The organism is Lentzea sp. NPDC055074 (assembly GCF_053608005.1).
The window spans coordinates 22,099-47,510 of the sequence record NZ_JBSGUQ010000023.1 but is presented as its reverse complement, the minus strand read 5'-3'; the positions used below and the strand labels follow the sequence as shown (position 1 = coordinate 47,510).

Annotated in this window: 26 protein-coding genes; 17 read left to right on the top strand and 9 right to left on the bottom strand. The window is 69.7% G+C overall.

All coding sequences use genetic code 11. The features are described from left to right. The first annotated feature begins 26 nt into the window (after window positions 1–26). Complete coding sequence (locus tag ACWF7A_RS37375) at window positions 27–872, top strand: DegV family protein (protein WP_452255227.1); 846 nt, start codon at window positions 27–29, stop codon at window positions 870–872. 24 nt (window positions 873–896) lie between these two features. On the opposite strand, the gene ACWF7A_RS37370 is transcribed toward ACWF7A_RS37375, so the two are convergent. After that, window positions 897–1,544, bottom strand: a complete 648-nt coding sequence (locus ACWF7A_RS37370) for a TetR/AcrR family transcriptional regulator (protein ID WP_452255226.1) — start codon at window positions 1,542–1,544, stop codon at window positions 897–899. A gap of 122 nt (window positions 1,545–1,666) precedes the next feature. Between ACWF7A_RS37370 and ACWF7A_RS37365 the strand changes: the two genes are divergently transcribed. The 6 genes from ACWF7A_RS37365 to ACWF7A_RS37340 all read left to right on the top strand — a co-directional run bounded on the left by ACWF7A_RS37365 (window position 1,667) and on the right by ACWF7A_RS37340 (window position 7,037). Further along, a complete protein-coding gene (locus tag ACWF7A_RS37365) occupies window positions 1,667–2,305 on the top strand; it encodes an SRPBCC family protein (protein ID WP_452255225.1) in 639 nt (212 codons plus the stop codon). Between the two features lie 94 nt (window positions 2,306–2,399). Further along, a complete protein-coding gene (locus ACWF7A_RS37360) occupies window positions 2,400–2,750 on the top strand; it encodes a hypothetical protein (RefSeq protein WP_452255224.1) in 351 nt (116 codons plus the stop codon). Between the two features lie 10 nt (window positions 2,751–2,760). Continuing rightward, the gene (locus ACWF7A_RS37355; RefSeq protein ID WP_452255223.1) at window positions 2,761–3,489 is read left to right on the top strand and encodes a class I SAM-dependent methyltransferase; all 729 of its coding nucleotides are present in this window, start codon (window positions 2,761–2,763) and stop codon (window positions 3,487–3,489) included. After that, on the top strand, window positions 3,486–4,961 hold the full coding sequence (locus ACWF7A_RS37350; RefSeq protein ID WP_452255222.1) for a 1,4-alpha-glucan branching protein domain-containing protein: 1,476 nt from the start codon (window positions 3,486–3,488) through the stop codon (window positions 4,959–4,961). The genes ACWF7A_RS37355 and ACWF7A_RS37350 overlap by 4 nt, the downstream gene beginning before the upstream one ends. Before the next feature lie 4 nt (window positions 4,962–4,965). Beyond that, window positions 4,966–6,213, top strand: a complete 1,248-nt coding sequence (locus ACWF7A_RS37345; RefSeq protein ID WP_452255221.1) for a glycosyltransferase family 4 protein — start codon at window positions 4,966–4,968, stop codon at window positions 6,211–6,213. A 47-nt stretch (window positions 6,214–6,260) separates the two neighbouring features. Next, window positions 6,261–7,037, top strand: a complete 777-nt coding sequence (locus tag ACWF7A_RS37340) for an SGNH/GDSL hydrolase family protein (RefSeq protein WP_452255220.1) — start codon at window positions 6,261–6,263, stop codon at window positions 7,035–7,037. Between the two features lies 1 nt (window position 7,038). On the opposite strand, the gene ACWF7A_RS37335 is transcribed toward ACWF7A_RS37340, so the two are convergent. Next, window positions 7,039–7,791, bottom strand: coding sequence for an acyltransferase (locus tag ACWF7A_RS37335; RefSeq protein WP_452255219.1), 753 nt, complete (start codon window positions 7,789–7,791; stop codon window positions 7,039–7,041). A 57-nt stretch (window positions 7,792–7,848) separates the two neighbouring features. Between ACWF7A_RS37335 and ACWF7A_RS37330 the strand changes: the two genes are divergently transcribed. The 5 genes from ACWF7A_RS37330 to ACWF7A_RS37310 all read left to right on the top strand — a co-directional run bounded on the left by ACWF7A_RS37330 (window position 7,849) and on the right by ACWF7A_RS37310 (window position 14,944). After that, on the top strand, window positions 7,849–8,118 hold the full coding sequence (locus ACWF7A_RS37330; protein WP_452255218.1) for a hypothetical protein: 270 nt from the start codon (window positions 7,849–7,851) through the stop codon (window positions 8,116–8,118). A 4-nt stretch (window positions 8,119–8,122) separates the two neighbouring features. Further along, entirely contained in the window at window positions 8,123–8,977 is an 855-nt protein-coding gene (locus tag ACWF7A_RS37325; RefSeq protein ID WP_452255217.1) for a nucleoside hydrolase, read from the top strand. Window positions 8,978–9,035: 58 nt separating this feature from the next. Beyond that, entirely contained in the window at window positions 9,036–12,296 is a 3,261-nt protein-coding gene (locus ACWF7A_RS37320; protein WP_452255216.1) for a GH92 family glycosyl hydrolase, read from the top strand. Between the two features lie 62 nt (window positions 12,297–12,358). After that, window positions 12,359–14,194, top strand: coding sequence for a hypothetical protein (locus ACWF7A_RS37315; protein WP_452255215.1), 1,836 nt, complete (start codon window positions 12,359–12,361; stop codon window positions 14,192–14,194). Window positions 14,195–14,218: 24 nt separating this feature from the next. Continuing rightward, a complete protein-coding gene (locus ACWF7A_RS37310) occupies window positions 14,219–14,944 on the top strand; it encodes a nucleotidyltransferase domain-containing protein (protein WP_452255214.1) in 726 nt (241 codons plus the stop codon). Here the strand turns inward: ACWF7A_RS37310 and ACWF7A_RS37305 are convergent. Continuing rightward, window positions 14,880–15,269 (bottom strand): DUF4267 domain-containing protein, encoded by a 390-nt coding sequence (locus tag ACWF7A_RS37305; RefSeq protein WP_452255213.1) that lies wholly within the window; start codon window positions 15,267–15,269, stop codon window positions 14,880–14,882. The two genes, ACWF7A_RS37310 and ACWF7A_RS37305, sit on opposite strands and share 65 nt — an antisense overlap. Window positions 15,270–15,361: 92 nt before the next feature. Here ACWF7A_RS37305 and ACWF7A_RS37300 point away from each other — a divergent pair, with 92 nt between their 5' ends. Further along, on the top strand, window positions 15,362–15,949 hold the full coding sequence (locus ACWF7A_RS37300; RefSeq protein ID WP_452255212.1) for a TetR/AcrR family transcriptional regulator: 588 nt from the start codon (window positions 15,362–15,364) through the stop codon (window positions 15,947–15,949). On the opposite strand, the gene ACWF7A_RS37295 is transcribed toward ACWF7A_RS37300, so the two are convergent. From ACWF7A_RS37295 to ACWF7A_RS37280, 4 genes are all read right to left on the bottom strand, one after another. Beyond that, window positions 15,908–17,068 carry a THUMP-like domain-containing protein gene (locus ACWF7A_RS37295; protein ID WP_452255211.1) on the bottom strand — a complete coding sequence of 387 codons (1,161 nt, stop codon included), beginning with the start codon at window positions 17,066–17,068 and terminating at the stop codon, window positions 15,908–15,910. The two genes, ACWF7A_RS37300 and ACWF7A_RS37295, sit on opposite strands and share 42 nt — an antisense overlap. After that, window positions 17,069–18,025, bottom strand: coding sequence for a methyltransferase domain-containing protein (locus tag ACWF7A_RS37290; protein ID WP_452255210.1), 957 nt, complete (start codon window positions 18,023–18,025; stop codon window positions 17,069–17,071). It lies immediately after the preceding gene. Then, window positions 18,015–18,794 (bottom strand): enoyl-CoA hydratase/isomerase family protein, encoded by a 780-nt coding sequence (locus ACWF7A_RS37285; protein ID WP_452255209.1) that lies wholly within the window; start codon window positions 18,792–18,794, stop codon window positions 18,015–18,017. The genes ACWF7A_RS37290 and ACWF7A_RS37285 overlap by 11 nt, the downstream gene beginning before the upstream one ends. Window positions 18,795–18,980: 186 nt before the next feature. Continuing rightward, window positions 18,981–19,823: an ABC transporter ATP-binding protein gene (locus ACWF7A_RS37280; RefSeq protein ID WP_452255208.1), complete on the bottom strand. Its 843-nt coding sequence runs from the start codon at window positions 19,821–19,823 to the stop codon at window positions 18,981–18,983. 89 nt (window positions 19,824–19,912) lie between these two features. On the opposite strand from ACWF7A_RS37280, the gene glgX reads away from it, so the two are divergent. The 4 genes from glgX (at window position 19,913) to ACWF7A_RS37260 (ending at window position 24,402) form a co-directional block, all read left to right on the top strand. Continuing rightward, complete coding sequence (glgX, locus tag ACWF7A_RS37275; protein WP_452255207.1) at window positions 19,913–22,027, top strand: glycogen debranching protein GlgX; 2,115 nt, start codon at window positions 19,913–19,915, stop codon at window positions 22,025–22,027. Between the two features lie 245 nt (window positions 22,028–22,272). Next, window positions 22,273–22,860 (top strand): cysteine dioxygenase, encoded by a 588-nt coding sequence (locus ACWF7A_RS37270; protein ID WP_452255206.1) that lies wholly within the window; start codon window positions 22,273–22,275, stop codon window positions 22,858–22,860. Beyond that, complete coding sequence (locus ACWF7A_RS37265) at window positions 22,857–23,246, top strand: rhodanese-like domain-containing protein (RefSeq protein WP_452255205.1); 390 nt, start codon at window positions 22,857–22,859, stop codon at window positions 23,244–23,246. The genes ACWF7A_RS37270 and ACWF7A_RS37265 overlap by 4 nt, the downstream gene beginning before the upstream one ends. Before the next feature lie 34 nt (window positions 23,247–23,280). Next, window positions 23,281–24,402, top strand: coding sequence for a hypothetical protein (locus tag ACWF7A_RS37260; RefSeq protein ID WP_452255204.1), 1,122 nt, complete (start codon window positions 23,281–23,283; stop codon window positions 24,400–24,402). A gap of 70 nt (window positions 24,403–24,472) precedes the next feature. Here ACWF7A_RS37260 and ACWF7A_RS37255 read toward each other — a convergent pair whose 3' ends face one another. Then, window positions 24,473–24,796 carry a hypothetical protein gene (locus ACWF7A_RS37255; RefSeq protein WP_452255203.1) on the bottom strand — a complete coding sequence of 108 codons (324 nt, stop codon included), beginning with the start codon at window positions 24,794–24,796 and terminating at the stop codon, window positions 24,473–24,475. A gap of 239 nt (window positions 24,797–25,035) precedes the next feature. Further along, complete coding sequence (locus ACWF7A_RS37250) at window positions 25,036–25,395, bottom strand: hypothetical protein (RefSeq protein ID WP_452255202.1); 360 nt, start codon at window positions 25,393–25,395, stop codon at window positions 25,036–25,038. Window positions 25,396–25,412: the final 17 nt, after the last annotated feature.

Here is a 25,412-nt window from a genome sequence, read left to right as displayed (position 1 = left end):
ATCACCCTTCGTTAACCTTCTCGTTCGTGTCCTCACGAGTAGCCGTCGTCACCGACTCGACCGCGTCACTCCCGGCCCGTCTGGCGGACCGGTTCAACATCATCACGGTCCCGATGCAGCTCAAGATCGGGTCGGAGCTGATCGACGAGGCGTACGTGCCGACCGACAGGCTGCTGCAGGCGATGGAGGCGCAGATCCCCATCACGACGCAGCCGCCGGCGCCGGACGCGTTCTTCTGGGCCTACCAGGACGCGTGGGCCAAGGGCGCCGAGACGATCATCTCGGTGCACGTGACGCCGAAGCTCTCCCCCGCGACGGACGCGGCCAAGGTGGCCGCGGCGAAATCGCGCGTGCCGGTGTTCATCGTGGACTCGCACTCGTCGGGCATGACGCTCGGCTTCGCGGCGCTCGCGGCGGCGCGGATCGTGCAGAGCGGCGGCAACGTCCAGAACGCGCGCGGTGTCGCCGAGCAGCGCGGCCGGGACGCGAACGTGCTCATCTACGTCGACACCCTGCACTACCTGCGCCAGGCCGGACGGGTCAGCGCGGCGGCGAAGCTCTTCGGCGACGCGCTCTCGGTGAAGCCGCTGCTCACGGTCGTGAACGGCGAGGTGGAGCCGTTCGACAAGGTCGTCGGCCGCGACCGGGCACTGGCGAAGCTCGCGGACAAGGCCGTGGCGCTCGCCTACGGCCGCAACGTGGACCTCGCGGTCGAGCACTTCGCGGCCGAGAAGGACGGCCACGAGCTGCTCCAGATGCTGCAGAAGCGGATCCCGCACGCCCGCGACGTCGTCCTGACGCAGGTCAGCGCGGCGATCGGCGCGAACGTGGGACCGGGCGCGCTGGCCGTCACGATCTCGCCGTTCCAGTAACCGTTCCGGCGGGAGGTCGCGGCCTCAGAGGTCAGCGACCTCCTCGGCGAGGAGCAGCCCGGGATCGAACCCCATGGGCGTGAGGTGCCCGGCGAGCTCGAGCGAGAGCACGCCCTGCAGGCGCGTCCAGAACGAGAGCGCGCGGTGGATCGTCGGCGACGACGCCGGGATCGAACCCGCCCACCCGCGGTCCATGCCCAGGAAGACCTCGAACGGGGTCTGCGGCTGGTCGTCCGGCGAGCCGCCGCAGACCTCCAGCAGCACCGTCAGGATCTCGTCCGAGATCGCGGTGATGTCGTCGGGCGCGTGGTAGCCGGGCACGGGCGTGCCGTAGATCAACAGGTACCGGTGCGGGTCGCTGAGCGCCCACTCCCTGATCACCGCGGCGAGCGCCACGACGGTGGTGCCGGCCTCGTGGGCGGCGCGGACGGTGTCGGCGAGGCTGCGGTAGGCGTCCCGGATGAGAGCGGTGATCAGCTCGTCGCGCCCGGCGAAGTACCGGTAGAGCGCGGGCCCGCTCATGCCCATCTCCTTGGCGATGGCGTTGAGCGACAACGCTGTCACGCCGTTGGCCGCGATCTGCTGCCACGCGTGCTTCTTGACCTCGTCACGCACCTGGGCGCGGTAGCGCTCACGAGGGTTCCGCACCGGATCCGCGTCCGTCGTCGTCATGGTTAGACCCTCTCACATTCGTTATTGACAGTCACGCCTGCTTCGGCTTAGCTTCTGCATGTCACCGAAGTTATAGCCTCTAACCAAAGCTACTGCCACTAACAAACCGAAGGGGAAGTCCCATGACCCGCACGCGCACCGCCCTCGCCGCCCTCTCGCTCGGCGCCGGCCTGCTCGCCGTCTCCGCGTGCCAGAGCACGCCGTCCGGCGCTCCCGCCCCGAGCAGCGGCACCGCCGCGCCGGACTCGGTGACCTGCGAGGGCCAGGGCATCAACCCCGCGGCCCAGCTGCACCACCGGACCGAGACGCGGATCAACGCGCCGCTGAGCACGGTCTGGGAGGTGCAGACCGACGTGGAGGGCTGGCCCGCCTGGCAGAAGGCCGTCACCGGCGTGAAGAAGCTGGACCAGGGCGAGCTGCGGGCCGGTTCGCGGTTCGAGTGGACCACCCCCGCGCCCGCGACCGCGGCCACGCCCGCCACCACGTTGACCATCACCTCGACCGTCCTCGGCGTGAAGACGGGCGAGTGCGTGCGCTGGAGCGGGCCCGCCGTCGGTCAGGGCCTGGGCATCGACGAGGGCGTCCACGTCTGGACCTTCACCGAGGTCGACGGCGGTGTCCTGGTCCGCACCGAGGAGAGCTGGACCGGCGGCCAGCTGGAGGCCGACCCCGCCACCGCGATCAAGGTCCTCGCCCCCGGCCTCGACTTCTGGCTGGCCGACCTCAAGGCCGCCGCCGAGGCCCGCCCGGCCAAGAACTGACTTTCAGCACTGATCTTCAGCGCTGATCTTCGGCACTGATCTTCGGCACTGCCAAGAGAACCCACGTCCGAGCAGAAACCAAGAGGAGAAGACCATGTCCACGACCACCACGAAGAACACCGCGCACCCGTCGAAGCCCGTCCTGGCCGCGGCCTGGGCCGTGCCCGTCATGGTGATCGGCAAGTTCGGCCTGCTGTCCGGGATCCCGATCGCCGTCGTGCTCGTCGCGAGTCTGCGCAAGGGCAGGTCCAGGGCGTTGCGCTGGTGGTCGGGAGCGCTGACGCTGGCCTACGCGACGCCGTTGACGATGTGGCTGGCCGGGCCGAGCGAGGCGCCGAGCCTGTCCAAGTACATGGACTCGACGACGACCGCGGTCCTCGCCGCGGCCGGGGTCGCCACCGCCATCGCGCACCAGGTAGTTCGCAGGCGGACTACTCACAAGTAACCTGGCGGGCGTGACCCTCCCCCTGACCGGCGAACGCACGGTGCCCGGTATCGCGGAAGAGAACTACTGGTTCCGGCGGCACGAGGCGGCGTATCTGCACCTCATCGGCCACTGCGCGGACGCCGTCGTGCTGGAGGCGGGCTGCGGCGAGGGCTACGGCGCGCAGCTGATCCGCACGGTGGCGCGCCGGGTGATCGCCCTCGACTACGACGAGCTGACCTCGCGGCACGTGGCGCGCGCGTACCCGCAGCTCGACGTGCTGCGCGGGAACCTGGCCACCCTGCCGTTGCGCGACGCCAGTGTCGACGTGGTGGCGAACCTGCAGGTCATCGAGCACCTGTGGGACCAGGAGGGGTTCCTCGCGGAGTGCCTGCGGGTGCTGCGTCCCGGTGGGAAGCTCATCGTGACGACGCCCAACCGGATCACGTTCTCGCCCGGCCAGGACACCCCGCTGAACCCGTTCCACACCAGGGAACTCGCACCGTCCGAACTGGACGAGATGCTGCGCGGCGCTGGTTTCCGCGTTGACGAACTGACGGGACTGCGTCACGGACGGAGACTTGACACGATCCTGAACGGACAGATCATCAACGCACAGGTCGAAGTCGCCCTGTCCGGTGCGCCGTGGCCGGCCGAGCTCAAGGAGGCTGTGGAGTCGGTGATGGTGGAGGACTTCGACATCACCCCTGACGACATGGACGCCTGCCTCGACCTCGTGGCCGTGGCGGTGCGCCCGTGACCCGGAGCAAGTCGCCGAAGGCGTCCGAGGGCACGTTCTGCCTGGTCCTGCACAGCCATCTGCCCTGGCTCGCGCACCACGGCGCGTGGCCGGTCGGCGAGGAGTGGCTCTACCAGGCGTGGGCGCACTCGTACCTGCCCCTCGTGGACATGCTGCGCCGGTTCGCCGACGAGGGCCGTGAGGACGTCCTGACGCTCGGCGTCACCCCGGTCCTGGCCGCACAGCTGGACGACCCGTACTGCCTGCGGGGCATGCACGACTGGCTCGGCAACTGGCACCTGCGCTCGCACTTCGCCGGGGAACGGCTGCCCGAGCTGTCCACCTACGAGCACCGCGCGTCCTCCTGGGCTCTCGACAGGTTCGAAAGCCAGTGGCGGCACGGGTTCTCGCCGGTCCTGAGGTCCCTTGTGGACTCCTCGACGATCGAACTGCTCGGCGGTCCGGCCACGCACCCGTTCCAGCCGTTGCTGGACCCGAAGGTGCGGGCCTTCTCGCTGCGGGCCGGACTGGACGACACCGCGTTGCGCCTCGGCCGTGCGCCGGAGGGGATCTGGGCGCCGGAGTGCGGCTACTCCCCCGGCATGGAGGCGGGGTACGCGGCGGCGGGCGTGCGACGGTTCATGGTCGACGGGCCCGCGCTGCACGGCGACACGTCGTCCGCGCACCCAGTCGGATCGTCGGACGTGCTGGCGTTCGGGCGTGATCTCGAGGTCTCGTACCGCGTGTGGTCGCCGAAGGTCGGCTATCCGGGCGATGCCGCGTACCGGGATTTTCACACCTACGACCACCCGACGGGCCTCAAACCGTCGCGTGTGACGGGCAAGAACGTGGCGCCGGAGGACAAGCGGCCGTACGACCCGTTGCTGGCGCGCGAGGCTCTCGACCGGCACGTGGCCGATTTCGTGGAGACGGTCGTGCGGCGGTTGCGCGCGATCGACGGCGGGCTCGTCGTGGCGGCCTACGACACCGAGCTGTACGGGCATTGGTGGCACGAGGGTCCGTTGTGGCTGGAGGCGGTGCTGCGCGCGTTGCCGGAGGCGGGCGTGCGCGTGACGACGTTGCGCGGCGCCGTCGAGGCGGGGCACGTGGGTGCGCCGGTCGAGCTGCCGGCGTCGTCGTGGGGCAGCGGCAAGGACTGGCGCGTGTGGGACGGCGCGCAGGTGTCGGACATCGTCTCGTTGAACGAGTCGGTGCAGAAAGAGCTGCTGGGACTGGACTTCTCCGCCGAGACGCGGAACCCGGTGCTGGACCAGGCGGTGCGCGAGGCGCTGCTGGCGTTGTCGAGCGACTGGGCCTTCATGGTCACGAAGGACTCGGCCGCCGACTACGCCCGCTACCGCGCGAAGATTCACAGCGACCGCTTCAGCGAGCTCGCGGCGTTGGCACGGAACGGTCGTGGACAGGCGAGGGCGGCGGAGCTCCGCGCGGCGGACGGCCCGTTCGGGCATCTGGACGCGCGAGGAATGGGGTAACGGGATGCGCGTGCTGATGTTGTCGTGGGAGTACCCGCCGGTGGTCGTCGGCGGGCTGGGCAGGCACGTCCACGCGCTCGCGACACAGCTGGCCGCGCAGGGGCACGAGGTCGTCGTGCTGTGCCGGCAGCCCTCCGGCACCGACGCGATCACGCACCCGACCACCGATCTGGTGAGCGAGGGCGTGCGGCTGGTCCGCGTGGCCGAGGACCCCGCGCACTTCGTGTTCGAGAAGGACCTCCTGGCCTGGACGCTCGCGATGGGCCACGCGATGACGCGTGCCGGGCTGGCGTTGGGCCCGTGGCGTCCGGACGTCGTGCACGCGCACGACTGGCTCGTCACGCATCCGGCCGTGGCGCTCGCCGAAGCGTTCGGCGTGCCGCTGGTCGCCACGATCCACGCGACCGAGGCCGGTCGGCACTCCGGCTGGCTGTCGCACCCGCTGAACCAGCAGGTGCACTCGGTCGAGTGGTGGCTGGCGAACCGCGCCGACTCGCTGATCACCTGCTCGTCGGCGATGCGCGGCGAGGTCGGGCATCTGTTCGAAGTGGACACCGCCGACGTCTCCGTGCTGCACAACGGCATCGAGCCCGGCGGCTGGAAGGTGCGCGCCAAGGACGTCGGCGCGGCCCGGCGCACCTACTCGCCGCACGGTGACCCGCTGCTGCTGTTCTTCGGCCGGATCGAGTGGGAGAAGGGCATCCAGGACCTGATCGCCGCGCTCCCCCGGATCCGCCGCTTCCACCGCGGCACGCGCGTCGTCGTGGCCGGTGGCGGTTCGCAGACCGAGTGGCTGCAGGACCAGGCGCGCAAACACCGCGTGCTGCGGGCCGTGGAGTTCGTCGGCCACCTCTCCGACCGTTCTCTGGCGGCGTTGCTCACCGCGGCCGACGCCGTCGTGCTCCCGTCCCGCTACGAGCCTTTCGGCATCGTGGCCCTGGAAGCCGCCGCCGCCGGAACGCCCCTGGTCGCGTCGACCGCGGGCGGACTCGGCGAGGTCGTGCTGGACGGCGTCACCGGACTGTCGTTCGCCCCCGGTGACGTGGACGGCCTCACCCGCGCGGTGCGGGACGTGCTGTCGGACCCGACGTCGGCCGCCACCCGTGCGCGCGCCGCCAAGGCCCGTCTGGTCTCCGACTTCAACTGGGCCACGATCGCCGCCGACACGGCTTCGGTCTACGCCCGGGCTTCGGTGCGCGAGCCACGGGTCCTGGGCCGCCCCAAGATCGCGACGGGAAATCTGTTCACCTAGGTCCGCTACAGTCCCGGTCCCGTTAACAACAGGTGACCGAGGACTGAATGACTTACCAACGCTTCGTGGCTCTCGGGGACAGCTGCACCGAGGGCCTGGACGACCTGCTCCCCGACGGCCGGTACCGGGGCTGGGCGGACCGCGTCGCGTCCGCACTGGACGCGCCGGGCTTCCGCTACGCCAACCTCGGCGTGCGCGGCCGCCGCCTCGACCAGATGCTCGTGGAGCAGGTCCCGTCCGCCCGTGCGCTGGAACCGGACCTCGTCGTGCTCTTCGGCGGTGGCAACGACGTGATGTCCAACGCCACCCTGGAACAGATCGCTTCACGAGCAGACGCGATGGTGCGCGCCGTGACGTCGTTCGCGCCGACCGTCGCCGTCTTCACGTTGAGCGACATCTCGCACCGCATGCCGTTCGGCTGGCGCATGCGCCCTCGCATCGATGCCCTGAACACGGCCGTTCGTGGTGCTGCTGCTCGTTATGGCGCGGTACTGGTCGACGTGGAGGCCGACGAGTGCGTGCACGACTCGCGCTACTTCGGGCCGGACCGCCTGCACCTGTCCTCGTTGGGGCACAGGCGGTTGGCCGGGCACGTGCTGTCGACGCTGGGCATCCCGTCCGATCCGGCGTGGCTGATGCCGCTGGAGGGTGCGGCCGCCTCCGCCTCGATGCTGGACCATTGGCGGTGGTTGCGGGACCAGGTGTTGCCGGTCGCCTACACGCGGACGCGCAACAAGCTGATCGGGCGGCAGCCGGGTGACGGGTTCGTGCCTAAGCGCCCGCAGCTCGCGCCGCTGACCTGGCCGCAGCACGCATCTCGCTGACTCAGGCGGATGCGTCTTCCGCCCGTTTGGTCAAGGCCTCCTTGGCCTTGCGGGCCATGTCCGCGATGTCCGCCCGCCGCTGCGCGTCCGCCTCGTAGTCGGCCCGCCGGTCCCGCACGACCCGGGCCGGCATCCCGACCGCGATCTTGAAGTCCGGGATGTCCCCGCGCACGATCGCGTGCGCACCGAGCACGCACCCCCGTCCGACGCGGGTCCCGCGCAGCACCGTCACCTTGGCGCCGAGCCAGCAGTCCGGCCCGATGCGCACCGGCGACTTCACGATGCCCTGGTCCTTGATCGGCAGCGTGATGTCCTCGACCTTGTGGTCGAAGTCGCAGATGTACACCCAGTCCGCGACCAGCGACGACGCGCCGAGCTCGATGTCGAGGTAGCAGTTGACCGTGTTGTCCTTGCCGAACACGACCTTGTCGCCGATGCGCAGCGACCCCTCGTGGCAGCGGATGGCGTTGCCGTCGCCGATGTGGACCCAGCGGCCGATCTCGAGGCGGCCGAAGCCGGGGCGGGCCATCACCTCGACGCGCTTGCCGAAGAAGACCATGCCGCGCAGCACGACGTGCGGGTTGAGCAGGCGGAACTTCAGCAGCCGCCAGTACCGCACGAGGTACCACGGGGTGTAGGCGCGGTGGCGGAGCATCCAGCGCAGGGAGGCCATCGTGAGGAACCGCGCCTGCATCGGGTCACGGCGTGACCTGCGCCAGCGCGTCCAGACGGGTGCTCCCCACATCGAAGTCATGGACGGCACCTTAACTTCAGGCGGCCGGCCCAGCCGAAACGGTTCTACAGTGGCCCCATGTGGGCGGTCATCGGCGTCTGGGACATCAGTCCCGAAGCGCTCGACGCGCTGCGGGCGCAGGTGCCGCTGATGGCGTCGAGCAAGGTCGGGCGGCCTGGGTTCGTGCACGGCACGTGGACGCTCGACGGGCACATGATCCAGGTCTACGACAACGAGGCGGACGCGCGGCGCTACCACCAGGACATGCTCGACCAGGGCGCGACGGAGCCGCCCGGCGTGCGTTGTGTGGTGTGGGACGTGGCCGAGGTCGGCGCTGAGGCACCCTAGGGGCATGGCGACTTCTCTCTTCATCGACACCGACCCCGGTGTCGACGACGCGTTCGCGATCGCGCTCGCGGCCCGCAGCCCCGAGGTGAAGCTCGAAGGCCTGACCACGGTCTTCGGCAACGTCGGACTGGAGCACACCACGACCAACGCACTGCGGTTGCTCGCGCACCTCGGGCGCACCGACGTGCCGGTGGTCAAGGGCAACGAGGGGCCCGGCGGCGCTGCTGACGTGCACGGGGCCGACGGGCTCGGCGGGCAGGCGCACACGTTGCCGGAGAACGAGAAGGGGCTCTACGGCGACGACATCATCCGGTTCTTCTCCGACGAGCTCATGCCCGACTCGGTCGTCGTGGCGATCGGGCCGCTCACCAACATCGCCGAGGCGCTGGACTGCGGAATCCAGATCCCGAAGCTGATCGTCATGGGCGGTGGGCTGGGGCTCGGCAACATGACCGCGCGCGCCGAGTTCAACTTCTGGGCCGACGCCGAGGCCGCGCAGACGGTGATCAGACGAGGCAACCCGCTGATCGTGCCGCTCAACCTGACGCAGCGGTGCATCGCGGACGTCGAGTTCCTCACGAACATCGACCCGGTGCTCAGCAACCTCACCGGCACCTACCGCGAGTACCTCAAGGCGAACCCGGACCAGAACCACTCGGACCGGCCCGAGGGCATCCTGGTGCACGACGCGGTCGCGGTGGCCGAGGCGATCGTGCCCGGCACGCTCAAGACACGCGCGTACGGACTCGACGTCGACGACGAGGGTGCGCTCGTCGAGGGAAAGCACCAGGTAGAGGTCGCGGAAGACTGCGATTGGCCCGCGCTGAGGGCCTTCATGGAGCAGCGCTTGTCCGTTTGACGACAGGTTCGCGTCGCTCTCTGGGGTTGTGCGGGCACGGTAAGTAGGGTCCGCGACCATGCAGCGAAGAGTCCTCACGACAGCTGCGGTGGCGGTGGCCATGACGTTCGGAGTAGTGGTCCCTGCCTCCGCTCAGCCCCAGGTTCAGGTGGTGCCGGATCCGGCGGCACACGTGAACCCGTTCATCGGCACGACCAACCTCGGGAACACCTTTCCCGGCGCGGTCGTGCCGTTCGGCATGTTCTCCTTCAGCCCGGAGGCCAGTCGCGGCAACACCCTGCGCGCCGCGGCTCCGGGCGGTTACCGGTACGACGCCACGAAGATCCGCGGCTTCAGCCTCACCCACATGTCGGGCACGGGCTGCGCGGGCGGCAGCGGTGACATCCCGATCTTCCCGCACGTTGGGACCGTCACCACGTCGCCGACGACGGACGCGACCGACGCGATCTACGCCAGCGACTTCGCGCACACCGACGAGGTGGCCAAGCCCGGCCGCTACGACGTGACGCTCAAGTCCGGTGCTAAGGCCGAGCTGTCCGCCACCGAACGCACCGGTGCGGCGCGGTTCAGCTTCCCCGCCGACAAGCCGGCGACGGTGCTGATCAACACCTCCAAGTCGCAGGTCGGCAGCAGCGACGCCCAGACCGTGGTCGACAAGGCCAAGCGGACCATCACCGGCTCGGTGACCAGCGGCAACTTCTGCGGGTACATCAACCAGGTCGGCCGCCGCAGCTACTACACGCTGCACTTCGTGGCGGAGTTCGACCAGGACTTCACCGACGTCGGCACGTACCAGGACAACGTTGTCACACCCGGAAGCACGTCCTCCCAGGGCGGCACGACGTACGGGACGAACGGCTGGCCGGTGCTCGGCAAGGGTTCCGGCGCCTACCTCGGGTTCGCGCCCGGCAGCCAGGTCGGCGTCAAGGTCGGCATCTCGTACGTGAGCCTCGACAACGCGAAGGCAAACCTCGAGGCCGAGAACAAGGGTCAGTCCATCGAGGACATGAGGGACAACGCGTACATCGCGTGGCAGAAGCAGCTCAAGCGCATCGAAGTCGGCGGCGGCTCCGATGACGAGCGGACGAAGTTCTACACCGCGCTGTACCACTCGCTGTTGCACCCCAACCTGTTCAGCGACGTCAACGGCGAGTACGCCGGGTTCGACGGCAAGACCCACAAGATCGACAAGAGGCGGCAGAAGGCCCAGTACGGCACGTTCTCCGGCTGGGACATCTACCGCTCGCAACTGCAGCTGCTCACCATGCTCGAACCGCAGATCGGCTCGGACATCGCGCAGTCGCTGCTCAACCAGGCCGAACAGAACAACGGCGTGTGGGACCGCTGGACGCACAACGGCGGTGGCACGCACGTCATGAACGGTGACCCGGCGCCGATCGCGCTCGCGGCCATCTCGGCGTTCGGCGGCGACAAGTACGACCTCAAGTCGTCCCTGAAGTCCTTGGTGAAGGCCGCGACCGTGCCCACGGCGCTGGACCTGAGCAAGGACGGCTGGGCCGTCATGTCGGTCGGGCAGCGGCCGTCGCTCGACAAGTACCTGCAGAACAAGTACATGCCCGCTGTCTCGAACGCCTGGGGTGGCGCCGCGGAGACCCTGGAGATCTCGGCGGCCGACTTCGCGATCAGCCAGCTCGCCGAACGCGCGGGCGAGAAGAAGACCGCGAAGACGTTCGCCGAACGCGCGCAGTGGTGGCAGAACAACTTCGACCCCGTCGCGGACTCCACCGGCGGCTACATCCGCAACCGCAACGCCGACGGCACGTGGGTCAAGGACTTCACGCCCGACACCGGCAACGGGTTCGTCGAGGGCAGCAGCGCCCAGTACACGTGGATGGTCACGCACAACGTCGCCGGGCTCGTCGACTCGCTGGGTGGCCGTGAGCGCGCCACCAAGCGGCTGGACGACTTCTTCCACAACGCCGACGGCAGCTGGGCGTTGACGGGACGCGGTGGCGCGAAGTCCGAACTGGACAACGAGCCGTCGGTGAACGTGCCGTGGCTGTACAACTACACCGGCCAGCCCGCCAAGGCGCAGGAGACGTTGCGGGAGACCATCAACACGCTGTGGAAGAACGCTCCCGGCGGCATTCCCGGCAACGACGACCTCGGCGCCATGTCGTCGTGGTTCGTGTTCACCTCGATGGGCATCTACCCGCAGGTGCCCTCGCGCGCCGAGCTGGTGCTGAGCAGCCCGCTGTTCACCTCGGTGAAGATCAACCGCGGTGGCGGCAAGGACATCACGATCAACGCCCCGCAGGCCAACACGGCCACGAAGTACGTGCAGTCGCTGAAGGTGAACGGCAGGTCCGCCACCAAGACCTGGCTGCCGGAGTCGTTCGTGGAACGCGGCGGCAAGCTGGACTTCGTGCTGGGCAAGACGGCGTCCACGTGGGGCACGGGCGCGAACGACGCCCCGCCGTCGTTCCGCGACGGCGAGAAGCCGATCAAGCACGACCAGCCGTACTTCTTGACGGTCGAACCGCGCCAGCTCGTGGTGGAGCCGGGCAAGACGGTCACGGCGAAGGTCAACTCCGTCAAGCTCTACGACGGCGACCCGAAGGCGACCTACACGATCACCGGACCTGACGCGCTCACGTTCACACCGACGACCGGTGCCGTGCCCTCGGAGTTCACGGTCACGGCCAAACCCGATACACCGCAAGGCTTCTACGACATCACCGTGACGGTGAACGTCGAGGGGGCGAGCAAGCCGGTCGTGCTGCCGCAGATCGTGAAGGTCGCGCCGGCGGGCAGCCTGCTCGCCGCCGTGAACAACGTCGGCGCGTCGGCCGACGCCACCGGCGAGGGCGACTTCGACGGCGGCGGCTACAGCTACTCGCGGGAAGCGCTGGCCACGGCCGGTCTCCCGCCGGGTGGCACGAGCACCGTCGACGGCCTCACGTTCACCTGGCCGTCGTCGCCTCCCAGCCGGCCCGACAACGCGACCGCCGCGAAGCAGACGCTGGCCCTGTCCGGGACCAAGCTCTCCTTCATCGGCTCCGCGGCCAACGGTGCCCGGACGAAGCAGGCGACGGTGACGTTCACGGACGGCACGACGGCGTTGGTGGACATCGGGTTCAGCGACTGGACGCTGGGCGGCGGCGGGGCGGCACCGAGCTTCGGCAACGTGATCGTCGCGAACACGCCGTACCGCAACCAGCTGGGCGGCGGCAACGAGAAGGTCGCCACGCACATCTTCGCGACGAAGACGTACGTGGCTCCGGAGGGCAAGACGCTGGCGAGCGTCGTGCTGCCGGACGACGTCAACATGCACGTCTTCGCTGTGGCACTCGGGTAGTTCTCGCCGGGAGCGGCTCCGTTTCACCAACGGAGCCGCCCCCGCGCGGGGATGATCCCGGAGTGACCGACATCGAGCAGCGACTCGTCGAGGCGGCCCGCGACGGCGAGTGGCTGATGTGCGAAGAGCCCGACAACGTGGTGCGCGCCGGGCTGATCAGGGAGTTGCTGCTCGGCCGCCACGGCGAGCTGGACCCCCTCGGGGTGCGGCTCGACGGTGCGCGTGTCCGAGGCGGTCTGAACCTCGTCCGCGTGAAGTCCTCCGCGGGTCTGGCCTTCAGCGACTGCGTGTTCGACGAGCCGATCGAGGCGCGTTCGGCGAGCCTGCCCCACCTGGCCTTCCACGGAGGTCGCTGCACCGGGATCTCGGCGGACGGCCTCCAGATCAGCGGAAACCTGTTCCTGCGCCGGGGCGTCCAGATCTCCGGGGACCACCCACGCGGCACGGTCCGGCTGCTCGGGGCCCACGTCACGGGTGACCTCGACCTCGAGGGCGCGCAGATCACGAACACGGCCGCCGACGCGCTGAACGCGGCCGGCATCGAGGTCGGCGGTCAGCTCCTGCTGCGCGACGGCGTCCGGATCTCCGGTCGCGGTGCCGACGGCGCGCTCGGCCTCGTGGGAGCCCACGTGGCGTGGAACTTCGACGTGTCGGACACCGAGATCAGCAACGACTCCGGCCCAGCGATGATCATGGACAACGCGGTGGTCGACGGTGACGTCTCGCTGGCGGGCGGCAACCGCCTGTCCGGGCACGGCCGCAGGGGCACGCTCTGCCTCTCCAGCACCAGGATCTCCGGTCACGCCGAGCTGACGGGCACGCGGATCACCAACCCCGCCGGCATCGCGGTCGACGCGCGCGGGCTCCAGGTCGGCGGAAACCTGCTGCTGCGCAACGCTCTCTCCATCACCGGGGACACCGAACACGGCGCGGTCGAACTGGCCAACGCGCAGATCGGCAACGTCCTCGAGCTCACCGACGCGGACATCACGAACACCTCCGGTTCCGCGCTCAACGCGAGCCGCTCCCGCATCGACGCCTTCGCGGTGCTCGGGCACACCGTGCTCACCGCGGGTGGGGACAGCGCCCCGCTCACCCTGTCCGGTGCCCACGTCGCAGGCAGGTTCGGCTGCGCGGACGCGGTCGACCTGAAGGTGGCGGCGGAAACGGCCCCTCTGCTGGACCTGCGCGACATGACGGTCGCGGTGGCCGTGAGGTTGCCGGCGATGTGCCCGGACCGCGGCCGTGGCGCCACGTGTGAGCACAAAGGACTCGTACGCCTGGACAACTTCACGTACGGGCACCTCGCGACGGTGTGGGACTGGGAGCAGTGGCTGCACGTCATCCGTTGCCACACCCCCGCCTACCACGCGTCGGCCTATCAACGGCTGGCTGCGGTCGAACGGGCCGCCGGGCACGACGGCACCGTGCGCCGGATCCTCATGGCCCAGCAGACAGATCTGCGCCGGCGCAGCCCGCAGTCACTGGGCGGTCCGCTGACCCGGTGGTTCCACTGGTTGTGGGGAGTGCTGGCCGGGTACGGCTACCGCGCTCGCCGCACCGCCGCCGCGCTCCTGCTGGTGCTCGTCGTCGCCGGAGCGATCGGCTGGTGTGCCGGGCAGGTGTCCACGCGGCCCGGGCACCTGGTCGCGGAGAGGGTCACCACCGCCGCGGTCGGGGCCGGGACTCCCTGCTCCACGGTGGAACTGGTCGGGCTCGGGCTGGATCGCGGGCTGCCGCTGGCGATGACCGGGATGCGGGCCCGCTGCGACCTCGACACCGCTTCGCGCAAGGGGCAGGCGTTCACGGCGGCGATCTGGCTCGTGCAGCTCGCGGTGTGGGGGCTGGCGACGCTGGCGCTGGCCGGGTACACGAACCTGGTGCGCAAGCCGGGCTGAAGTCGCGACCCATAGGGTTGTGAGGTGTTCACGGTCTCCGAACGCGACCAGTTGCGCCGCGACCTCGTCAACGCCGCCGACGTCGACCCCCGCGTGGTCGGGGCCGCCCTGACCGGGTCCGCCTCGGTCGGCAGGGAGGATCGCTGGTCCGACATCGACTTCGCGCTGTCGGTCGAGCGGGACGTCGACGCGGTGGTAGTCGACTGGACCGCGTTGATGTACGCCTGCGGGGCGGTCGGTCATCTCGACGTGCGGCAGGGGAAGACCCTGTTCCGGGTGTTCCTGATGCGGTCCACGTTGCAGGTGGACATCGCGTTCTGGCACTCGGACGAGTTCGGGGCCACCGGGCCGACGTTCAAGTTGCTGTTCGGAGAGACCAACGAGCTGCCGCAGTCGCAGCAGCCCGACCGCGACCAGCTCGTCGGGCTCGCCTGGCTGCACGCGCTGCACGCGCGATCGTCGATCGCGCGCGGGCGGGTGTGGCAGGCCGTCTACATGATCAACGGGATGCGCGACCACGTGATGTCGTTGTGGTGCCTGCGCGAGGGCGTGAACGCGGTGCAGGGACGAGGGCTCGACGACCTGCCCGGGGCCGGCGCGTTCGCCGGGACGCTGGTGTTGTCCACGCACCCCGACGAGCTGCGGCGGGCGTTCCAGGCGCTGACCGCGCTGCTGCTCGGGGAGATCACCGAGCCGGAACTGCGTGAGGCCGTTCGGGCGCTGTCTCACGGAGCAGCAGGAACGCCGTGAACAGCACGAGCACGGCAGCCGAGCCGTGCACCATGAGCGCGTAGCCCACCGTGCCGCCGTGCGTGATCACGGCGAGGCAGTCGCCGATCGGGATGATCGAGTCCGCCAGGACCACCCAGCCGAGGGCCCGGCGCTGCTTCATGAGAAGCAGGATCAGCGCTGTTAAGGCGTACGCGAGATCCCGGACGCCCTTCACGACGTAGTAGCCGGCCGGGTCGACGATGCCGAACCCGGCCGCGGCACCGTCCCCGTTGAGCAGGTAGCCCAGGCCGAAGTAGAAGCCTGCCGCGACGACGAGCCAACCCATGATCGTGGCCAACCGCATTACGTCCTCCAGTGAAATCTAGCAGTGCTAGCGACAAGAGCGACGCTAACACTAGAGGCGCTCGGATGTCTAGCAGTGCTAGATTCACTGGCGTGACCATCCAGAACCGGCGTGAGCGGGAACGGGCCGAACGCCATCAGCTGATCATCGACACCGCCCGCGACCTGGCCGAGGCGGAGGGCTGGGACGCGGTCACCACGCGCAGGCTCGCCGAGAAGGTCGAGTACAGCCAGCCGGTGCTGTACAGCCACTTCAAGGGCAAGGACGCGATCGTGCGCGCGGTCGCGGTCCAGGGCAGCGGCGAACTGGCCAGGCTGCTGCGCAAAGCCCGCCCCTCGCGTGGGGAGTCACGGCTGCGGGCGACAGCGGAGGCGTACCTGAAGTTCGCGAGGGAGAGGCCCGCGCTCTACGACGCTATGTTCGTGCAGCAGGTCGACCTGCCGTGGGGCACGAGCGAGGTACCGCAGGAGCTGCTCGACGCGTTCGGCGAACTGGTCGCCGCGGTCGAACCCGTCCACGGCGAACGAGACCTGGACGCGCTGACAGAGGTGTTCTGGAGCTCGCTGCACGGCATCGCGACGCTCGTGCAGGGCGGAAGGCTGCGGCCGGACCTCGCCGAGACGCGTCTCGACCTGTTGCTAGGTGCGCTCAGCCTCACACAGGACGAAGACCGGCTTTGAGCCGATCCGCGTCAGCACGACCGTGGCCGAACCGGGCCCGGAGAGCTTGAGGCGTTTGCGCATCGTGTTCGGGTCGACGTCCAGGCCGCGCACCAGGATCTCCAGCCGCCCGATCGAGCGCGTCCTCAGCAACGACTTCAGCGACTTCTCCGTGTAGTGCCCGTGTTCGAGCACGCGGAACGCCCGGATGCCGGGAGGAGGTTCGGAGCCGCTCAGGTACGCGATGCGCTCGTCGAGCTGCCACAACCCGTGGCGCGCCGCGTAATGACGCACCAGGCCGGCCCGCACGACCGCGCCGTCCGGGTCGATGAGCCACTCACCGGGCGCGGCGACGGGACAGTCGTCGGGTTCGGCGTCCGTCAGGGTCCACGACGACGACCCGTGCAGCACCGAGGCCCGGCGCGACACCCCGGGCGTGGCGAGGCCTCGCGTCCACAGACAGGCTTCGCGGACGGCACCGTCCAGCGACACGACCTCGATCTCGTCGGCCCACGGCGCGACGGCGAAGTCGATGCCGGGAGCGCACTTCACCGCGAGGTCCACGCCCGCGTACACCTCGGACAGCTCGTCCAGCGGCGGCACGAAGTCCGAGGGGTTCCACTTGCGACGGCCCGACGAGTCACGACGAGCCGGGTCCGCGGTCACGGCCGAAGCGCGCGACACCGGACGCAGGGCATCGGCCTGGACGACCTGCCCGCCCGGAACGTTGTTGCGCGCCATGGCGAGGCGCACCGGGTCGAGGTCCGAGCCGAGGCAGACCGAGGCCACCTCGCTCAGCGCGAAGAGGTCCGCACCGACCGAACACGTGACGTCGTGGACCGAGCGGCCGGCGAACCGCAGCGCGCGATGCCGGGCCACCGCGGACGCCGTGGCCTGCTGCAGCGCGTCGTCGGTGAAGAGCCAGGACGAAGCGGAGTCCAGTTTGGACACGGCACGACGCCGCAGCAGCACGGTCTCCACGACCGGGGCGAACGACGGGCCGAGGGACCTGCGGGCCGTCTCGACGTCACGCAGCCGTGAGGCGTCCGAAAAAGGCAACGCGTCCACCGAGGCCAGCGCGGCGGTTCCGGCGGCGGAGCGCAGGAACGCCACGTCGGCCGTGGTGAACGCGTACCCCACTTACGAAGACTTCCTACCGGTGATCGACACGTTGTAGAACACCTCGCGCGGCAGCACCTTCGACAGCACGTTCTGGTCGACCCACGAGAGGTTCTGCCAGGTGCGGTAGGCGAACATCGCCCACCCGAAGCCCAGCTTCTCGCGCGGCACGGCGGCCTCGAACGTGCGCACCGGCCAGCCGAACAGGGCCGCGGACAGCTCGTCGGTCACCGCGTGGACGCCGACGGCACCGGCGCGGCGAGCCGTCGCCTCCAGCTGGTCCGGGTCGAACGTGTGCAGGTCGACGACGGCTTCGAGAGCGGCCGCGCGGGAGGACTCGTCGAGCTCCTCCTGCGGACGGCGCCAGTCGCCGAGCACCGGCACGGCCTTGGTGATGTTGGTGGTGAGCCACCACGTCGCCTGGCCGAGCTTGCGGGCGTAGAAGTTGCCGATGTTCGTCGGGTCGCCCGCGAACACGAACTTGCCGCCGGGCTTGAGCACCCGCAGCACCTCGCGCATCGCCGCCTCCACATCGGGGATGTGGTGCAGCACCGCGTGACCGACGACCAGGTCGAACGTGTTGTCGTCGTACGGGATCCGCTCGGCGTCGGCGACGCGGCCGTCGACGTCCAGGCCGAGGTGCTCGGCGTTGCGCAGCGCGACCTCGACCATGCCGGGCGACAGGTCGGTGACCGAGCCCTTCTTGATCACCTCGCCCTGCATGAGGTTCAGCAGGAAGAAACCGGTGCCGCAACCCAGTTCCAGCGCGTGCTCGTACGGGCCGACGTCCCCCGCGGCGGCGCGGAAGCGGTCCGTCGCGTAGGTGATGCAGCGGTCGTCGTAGGAGATCGACCACTTCTCGTCGTACGTGCCCGCTTCCCAGTCGTGGTAGAGCACCTGGGCGAGCTTGGTGTCCTTGTACGCGGCCTCGACCTCTTCGGCCGTCGCGTGCGGGTTCGGTGCCGGATCAGTTGCCACTGAACTTCGCCTTTCCGGGACCGTTCGCGATGAACGACTCCACGCCGTTCTTCTTGTCCTCCGTCGCGAACAGGGCCGCGAAGAGGTGGCTTTCGAGCTTCAGGCCCGACTCCAGGTCGGTGTCGAGGCCACCGTCGACGGCGGCCTTCGTCGCGGCCAGCGCGAGCACGGGCCCGTTGACGAACTGCTTGGCCCACCGCACGGCAGCGGCGTACACGTCGTCGGGCGCGACGACCTCGTCGACCATGCCGATCTCGAGCGCCTCCTGGGCGCCGACGAACCGGCCGGTGTAGAGCAGGTCCTTGGTCTTCGACGGTCCGATCAACCGGGCGAGGCGCTGCGTGCCGCCACCGCCGGGGATCAGGCCGAGCAGGATCTCGGGCTGGCCGACCTTCGCGTTGTCGCCGGCGATGCGGCGGTCGCAGCCGAGCGCGACCTCGAACCCGCCACCGAGCGCGTACCCGGTGATCGCGGCAACGGTCGGCTTGGGCACCGAGGCCAGCGCGCCGAGAGCGTCCGACAGGCCCTTGGCCCGCAGCGTCATCTCGGCGTGGGAGATCTGCGCGAACTCCTTGACGTCCGCGCCGGCCGCGAAGACCTTCTCGCCGCCGTAGACGATGACCGCGTAGACGTCCGAACGCTCCGAGGCCTCCTTCGCGGCGGCCTGGAGCTCGGTCTGCACCTGCCGGTTCAGGGCGTTCATCGGCGGCCGCTCCAGGCGGATCGTCCCGATCCCGTCCGAGACTTCAAGCCTCACGAACTCAGCCACTACAACGCCTCCATCAGTTGTCGCGACGACGGTGTCACGTTACCCGGCAGTAGCCGCGAGTTCGCGCCGGTCGTCCGGTCAACCGCCGGTGCCGGACTCGGCGGAGCCCAATTCGGTGCCGGCGATTGGCCGGACGACCGGCTTCCCGGCGAACTCGCCGCCGTCTGCGGAGCAGCGGCCAAAGACTCAGATCTTCCTGCGGGCGAAGAAGCGGTCTCCCGACTTCTGCAGCTCCAGGTCCTGGCCGAAGGTCTTCGAGAGGTTCTCCTCGGTGAGGGTGTCCTCCAGCAGGCCCTGCGCCACGATCGAGCCCTCGCGCAGCAGCAGCGCGTGCGTGAAACCGGGCGGGATCTCCTCGACGTGGTGCGTGACCAGCACCATCGCGGGCGCGTCCGGGTCGAGGGCCAGCTCCGAGAGCTTCGCGACCAGGTCCTCGCGGCCGCCGAGGTCGAGGCCCGCGGCGGGCTCGTCGAGCAGCAGCATCTCGGGGTCGGTCATCAACGCGCGGGCGATCAGCGTGCGCTTGCGCTCACCCTCGCTCAGGGTGCCGTAGAGGCGGTCGGCGAGGTGCTCCATGCCGAGGGTGCCCAGCAGCTCGCGCGCACGGTCGGTGTCCTGCTCGCCGTACTCCTCGCGCCACCGGCCGAGCACCGCGTACCCGGCGGAGACGACCAGGTCGACGACGGTCTCGTCGGGCGGGATGCGGCCGCCGAGGGCCGCCGAGCAGAGGCCGATCCGGGGCTTGAGCTCCTGGACGTCCGTCTTGCCCAGACGTTCACCCAGGAGGTGGACCTTGCCCTTGGTCGGGTGCAGGTCGGCGCTGGAGAGCCGTAGCAGGGTGGTCTTGCCGGCACCGTTCGGGCCCAGCACCACCCAGCGCTCATCCAGTTCCACGCTCCAGTCGATGTTTCCGACCAGCGTGTTCTTGCCGCGGCGGACCGACACGCCCGCCATGTGCACGACCAGATCTGTCACGTCGACGTCCGCCACGGCTCCATTCTTCCGAACGGCCCCCCACCTACCACTCATCGGGGTGTCCCTCGCGCCGGGTGACGCCGCTGCGCCGCCTGTGTGAACTCTCAAGTTTTATGTCGGTGTCAGATGCCAAGATCGGGGACATGGCTACTCGACCCGAGTCCGAGGTGCTGGCAGGCCGACCGTTCCCACTGGGGGCACACGCCGAGGCAGGCGGTGTCCGCTTCGCGGTGACGTCCCACGTCGCCGACGCGGTCGAGGTCTGCCTCGTCGGCGACGACGGCACCGAGAAACGGGTCGAGCTGACCGAACGGACGTTCGGCGTCTGGCACGGCCTCGTGCCCGGCGTCACGCTCGGCCAGCGCTACGGGTTCCGGGTGCACGGCCCGTACGACGCGGGCCGCGGCCTGCGCTGCAACCCGGCGAAGCTGCTGGTCGACCCGTACGCGCGGCAGATCGAGGGCGGCATCACGAACCTGGAGGCCTCCCTCGGGTACGTCGGCGACCCGATGCACGGGCCGCCGTCCGCGATCGACTCGCTCGGCAGCGTGCCCTTGAGCGTCGTGGCCTCACCGGGCGGCGTGGACACGGGCGTGAAGCCGGACGTGCCGTTCGAGGAGGCCGTCATCTACGAGATGCACGTCAAGGGCTTCACGAAGAACCACCCGGAGATCCCGGAGAAGCTGCGCGGCACGTACCTGGGCCTCGCGCACCCGGCGGCGATCGAGCACCTGACGAGGCTCGGTGTCACCAGCGTCGAACTGCTCCCGGTGCAGGCGTTCCAGGACGAGCCCTCGCTGCTGAGCCGGGGTTCGGGCAACTACTGGGGCTACTCGCCGCTGGGCTACTGCGCGCCGCACGCCGCGTACGCGAGCGAACCGGGCAACGAGATCCAGGAGTTCCGCACGATGGTCGCGGCGCTGCACGCGGCGAACATCGAGGTGCTGATCGACGTCGTCTACAACCACACCTGCGAGGGCGGGCCGGGCGGGCCGACGCTCTGCTTCCGCGGCTACGACGCGCCGGGCTACTACCTGCACGCGGGCGGCGGCAGCACCGTCGACATCACGGGCTGCGGCAACACGCTCGACGCCGGGTCGCCGCAGGTCGTGCGCCTGGTCACGGACTCGCTGCGGTACTGGGCGGACGAGATGGGCGTCGACGGGTTCCGGTTCGACCTCGCCTCGACCATGGGCAGGCCGGGCGGCGGGTTCTTCGACCGGGACAGCGCGCTGCTCACCGCCATCACGACGGACCCGGTGCTGTGCCGCGCCAAGCTGATCGCCGAGCCGTGGGACGCGACGGGCGACGGCTACCGGGTCGGCGACTTCGGCATGCAGTGGGCCGAGTGGAACGGCCGCTACCGCGACACGGTCCGGGACTTCTGGCGCGGCCACACGTCCGTGCGCGACCTCGCGTACCGGCTGTCCGGGTCGAGCGACCTGTACGCGGACGACCTGCGCCGGCCGTGGCAGTCGATCAACTTCATCACCGCGCACGACGGCTTCACGCTGCGGGACATGGTGTCGTACAACGACAAGCACAACGAGGAGAACGGCGAGGACAACCGCGACGGCACGAACGACAACCGGTCGTGGAACTGCGGCGCCGAGGGTGAGACGTCCGACCCGGAGATCCTCGCGCTGCGGGCGAAGCAGGCGCGGAACCTGCTCGCGACGCTGCTGCTGTCGACCGGCACGCCGATGATGACGGCGGGCGACGAGATGTGGCGCACGCAGGGCGGCAACAACAACGCGTACTGCCTCGACAACGAGGTGTCGTGGGTCGACTGGAAGACGAGCGACGCGAGCGAGGCGCTGCTGGGGTTCACGCAGCGGCTGATCGACCTGCGCGCGTCGTCGCCCGCGTTGCGGCAGCCCGAGTTCTTCGAGGGCCGCACGACGCGCAGCGGCAACCCGGACCTGGTGTGGTTCCGGCCGGACGGGCTGGAGATGGCCGAGACGGACTGGTTCGACGAGGGCCGCCGCACGCTCGGCATGTTCATCGACGGTTCGAACTGCCTCTCGCGCACACGCGAGGGTGAGCTCGTGTCCGACGACTCGTGGCTGATGCTGATGCACGCGGGTGCGGAGGCCATCAGCGTCACGCTGCCGCACGAGCGCTACGGGCCGTCGTACGAGCCGTACCTCGACACGACGACGGCCGACGGCTCCCCCGCGAATCCCGGCTCTCTCCCACCGCGCGGGGCGCTCGTCGTGGCGGCTCGCTCGTTGTTGCTGCTCCGCATCCCGCGCTGAGAACTCTTGCTGCCATTTGGCTCTGTGTCAGACGTTCTTCCGCCAAATGGACGCTCTAGCCACACTCAGAGTGCGTCTGGCACCATCACGCTCGTGGTCGTCTACTGCTGGACGGACCGCACGATCGACCTCGTGCTCGTGGCGTCGTGCGGGTGTAGCTCGACGCGACGCACGCGCTGACACAAGCGCCCTGCGTCGCGTCTTGATCGCTACCCCCGTACCGACGCGGCCCTTGGAGCGAGTGCGTGACTTCGACGTATGCACAGCAAGATCAATTCGACCTCCACCCGGCGCTGGACAGCCAGCTGCTGCGTGACGTGATCCACCCGTCGCGCGACCTGTGGACCCCGCGAGAGCTGCGCGACCTCACCTCGTTCGTGGCGAGCGAGCTGACCACGGGGCTGCTCCAGATCCTCGACTACTCGACCGAACACCGCTGGTGGGCGCGGCTGGGGCTGACCGAGGGCGTCGAGCTGTGGCTGCTGTCGTGGCTGCCCGGCCAGGGCACCGAGCCGCACGACCACGGCGGTTCGGCCGGCTCGTTCACCGTGCTGACCGGCAAGCTGCAGGAGGACTACCGCTACCCCGCCGGGCCGATCCGGTCCGCGGTGCGCGACACCGGTGACGCGCTGGGCTTCGGGTCCGGGCGCGCGCACCAGGTGCTGAACCCGTTCGAGGCGCCGGCCGCGACCGTGCACGCCTACTCGCCGCCGCTCGTGCCGACCCGTGAGTACGCGTCGCTGAACGACATCCCCGACTCGATCCCGCCACTGCCCGCGCAACGCCTGCCGCTCGCGCAACTGCGTCAGCTGGCCGACCTGGAGGGCCCGTGAGCAAGCTCGACACCATCCTCGAAGACGCGCGGTCGCACCTGAAGCGGTTGGAACCGCACGAGGTGCTCGCGTTGGAGGACGTCCTCGTCGTGGACATCCGGCCGGCCCACAACCGGCTGGCCGAGGGCGAGATCGAGAACTCCGTCGTGGTCGAGCGGATCGTGCTGGAGTGGCGGCTCGACCCGGCCGGCGACTGGCGGCTGCCGGGCTTCACCGCCGACACGACCGTCGTCGTGGTGTGCAACGAGGGCTACTCGTCGTCGCTCGCGGCCAGGGACCTGCAACGCGTCGGGCTCCCCCACGCGACGGACCTCGTCGGCGGGTACCGGGGCTGGCGCGCCGCCGGGCTGCCGATCCGCGAGGGCGGCTCACAGCCCGTCGTCTGAGGAACCGGTGACACGCCGGTAGCGTCTGTTGACCGTGACTGTTGTGCGCCGTGTCGTGACGGCACTCGTGGTGGCCGGCGCGATCGCCTGGACGTTCCCGGAGGTCCACCTCGGCCTGGCGGGCGCGCTGGCCGGCCTGCTCGTGGAACTGACCTCGGTCCAGGCGGGCCTCGCGCTCGGCGCCGTCCTCTTCGGACTCCGGATCACCCACCTGATCATCGGCATCGGCGGTGAGCTCAAGTCGTGGACGCGGCCGCACCGGCGGATCGTGCTCCGGACCATCCCGGTGCTCGCCACGATCGGGATCACCGGGCGGAAGCCGGGTGTGCGGCGGCGGACCGTCCTCACCGGAGTGTTCGCGATCGCCTTCTGCGCGGCGGTCGCAGCCCTGATCTGGCTCACCGCCGGGTCGTCGTTCGGCAAGGGCATGGTGCTCGCCGCCACCGGCTGCTTCCTGCTGCAGCTCCTGCCGGTCGAGAAGGCCGGCCACACGAGCCTCGGCTGGTACCTCTTCAAGCTGCCGAAGCTGACCGGCAGGCCGCTCAGCGAACTGGAGGCACGGCCACGCGTGATCGCCGGCATGGACGCCTACCAGCGCGGTGACCTGGACGAGGCCGAGCGCATCCACGCCGGGCTGGCACTCGACCACCCCGACCTGCTCGTCGTGGCCGGGCTGAAGGTGGCCACGTCGTGTGCCCGCGAGCAGCACCTCGACGCGCTGCGGACGGCGATCGGGCTGACGAACCGCGAGGACCTGACCACCCGCGAACTGGCGTTCGTCATGGCCACCACCGCCGGGGTCGCCGTGCTGGCGGTCGAGGCGGGCCAGTTCCCGGCGGAGGTCGGGCTGGAGACCGCGCGCAGCATGTTCGACAACGCCTACGAGGCCGGGTACCCGAAGACTCGCGCGAACGGGTCGCTCGCGATCATGGCGTTGCTCGAGGGCGACACCGCCGAAGCCCGCAGGCTCGCGGGCCACTCGGCCGCGTCGAGCGAGGACGCGCACGGCCGGGCGGACGACCTGGTCACGATCGCGCGGGCCTGGATGGCGGACGGTGACAACGCGAAGGCCCGCGAGCTCGTGGCCGAAGCGCACGAGCTCGCGGGCTGGAGTCCGCGGGTGGCGGCGACCCGCGCCCGTCTGGAGATCAGCTGACCTGGGGAAGGTGACCGCGGTCGTTCAGCGGTCGGAGATCGGCCGAGCCAGACGAATCCTCCGCTGCGGATCAGCCGGGGAAACCGGGCGAATCGTTTCCGTTCCCGCCCGAGTTGCCCGCGCCGACGTTGTTACCGCTACCGCCGTTGCTGTTGCCGTTACCGCCGTTGTTGTTGTTCCCGACGTTGTTGCCGTTGCCTCCGATGTTGCCCGATCCGGTGACGTTCCCGTTGCCGGGCGTCCACGGGTTGTGCGACAGCGCGGTGATGGAGATCGGACCCACCAGCTGCGTGTCCAGCACGTCCCGGCTCTGGGTGGGAGCGGCGTGCGCGGTGGACGCGAACAGTCCCATGCCCGCGATAGCGGCACCGAGGACGATTGCTTTCTTGATCATCTGCAGTTTTCCGTTCTTCGAGCAGCGGATCGAGCAATTGCAGGTTAACCACATATCCGGCCCGATAACGAATCGGTCGCACCATTGTGTGCAATTCCGAAAAACGCTAGGACTACGACGAACGGGTGACTGTGCAGCTCATCCCGCTATTCCGCACCGAACGGAATACTACGGAGCGCGCACGGCAAAGGGCCCGTCACCGAGACCGGTGACGGGCCCTTTCCCACCCCGCGAACGGATCAGCTCTGCTGGACCGGCAACGGCAGGCCGGGCAGCGCGGGCAGGCCACCGGGAGGTGCCGGGAGGCCGCACTTGCTCAACAGGTCGGTGACGGTCTTGAGCAACGTCGTCAGCAAACCGGTGAGTTTGCCGACGTCAGGAAGGGCACCACCGGCGGCCCCCAGGACCGTGCCGCCCAGCCCGGCGACGGTCGAGATCAGGTTCATCACCACCGGCAGGCACTGGTCGACCGGGCCGGTGTACTCCACGGCCTTCACCGGGATCGGTACGCCCGGCACGCTCACCGGGGGTGTCGGCAGACAGCCGGAGCTCTGCATCGCTGTCACGAGGCCGAGCATGTCACCGATCAACGGTGTCACGGCACCCACGTTGGGCA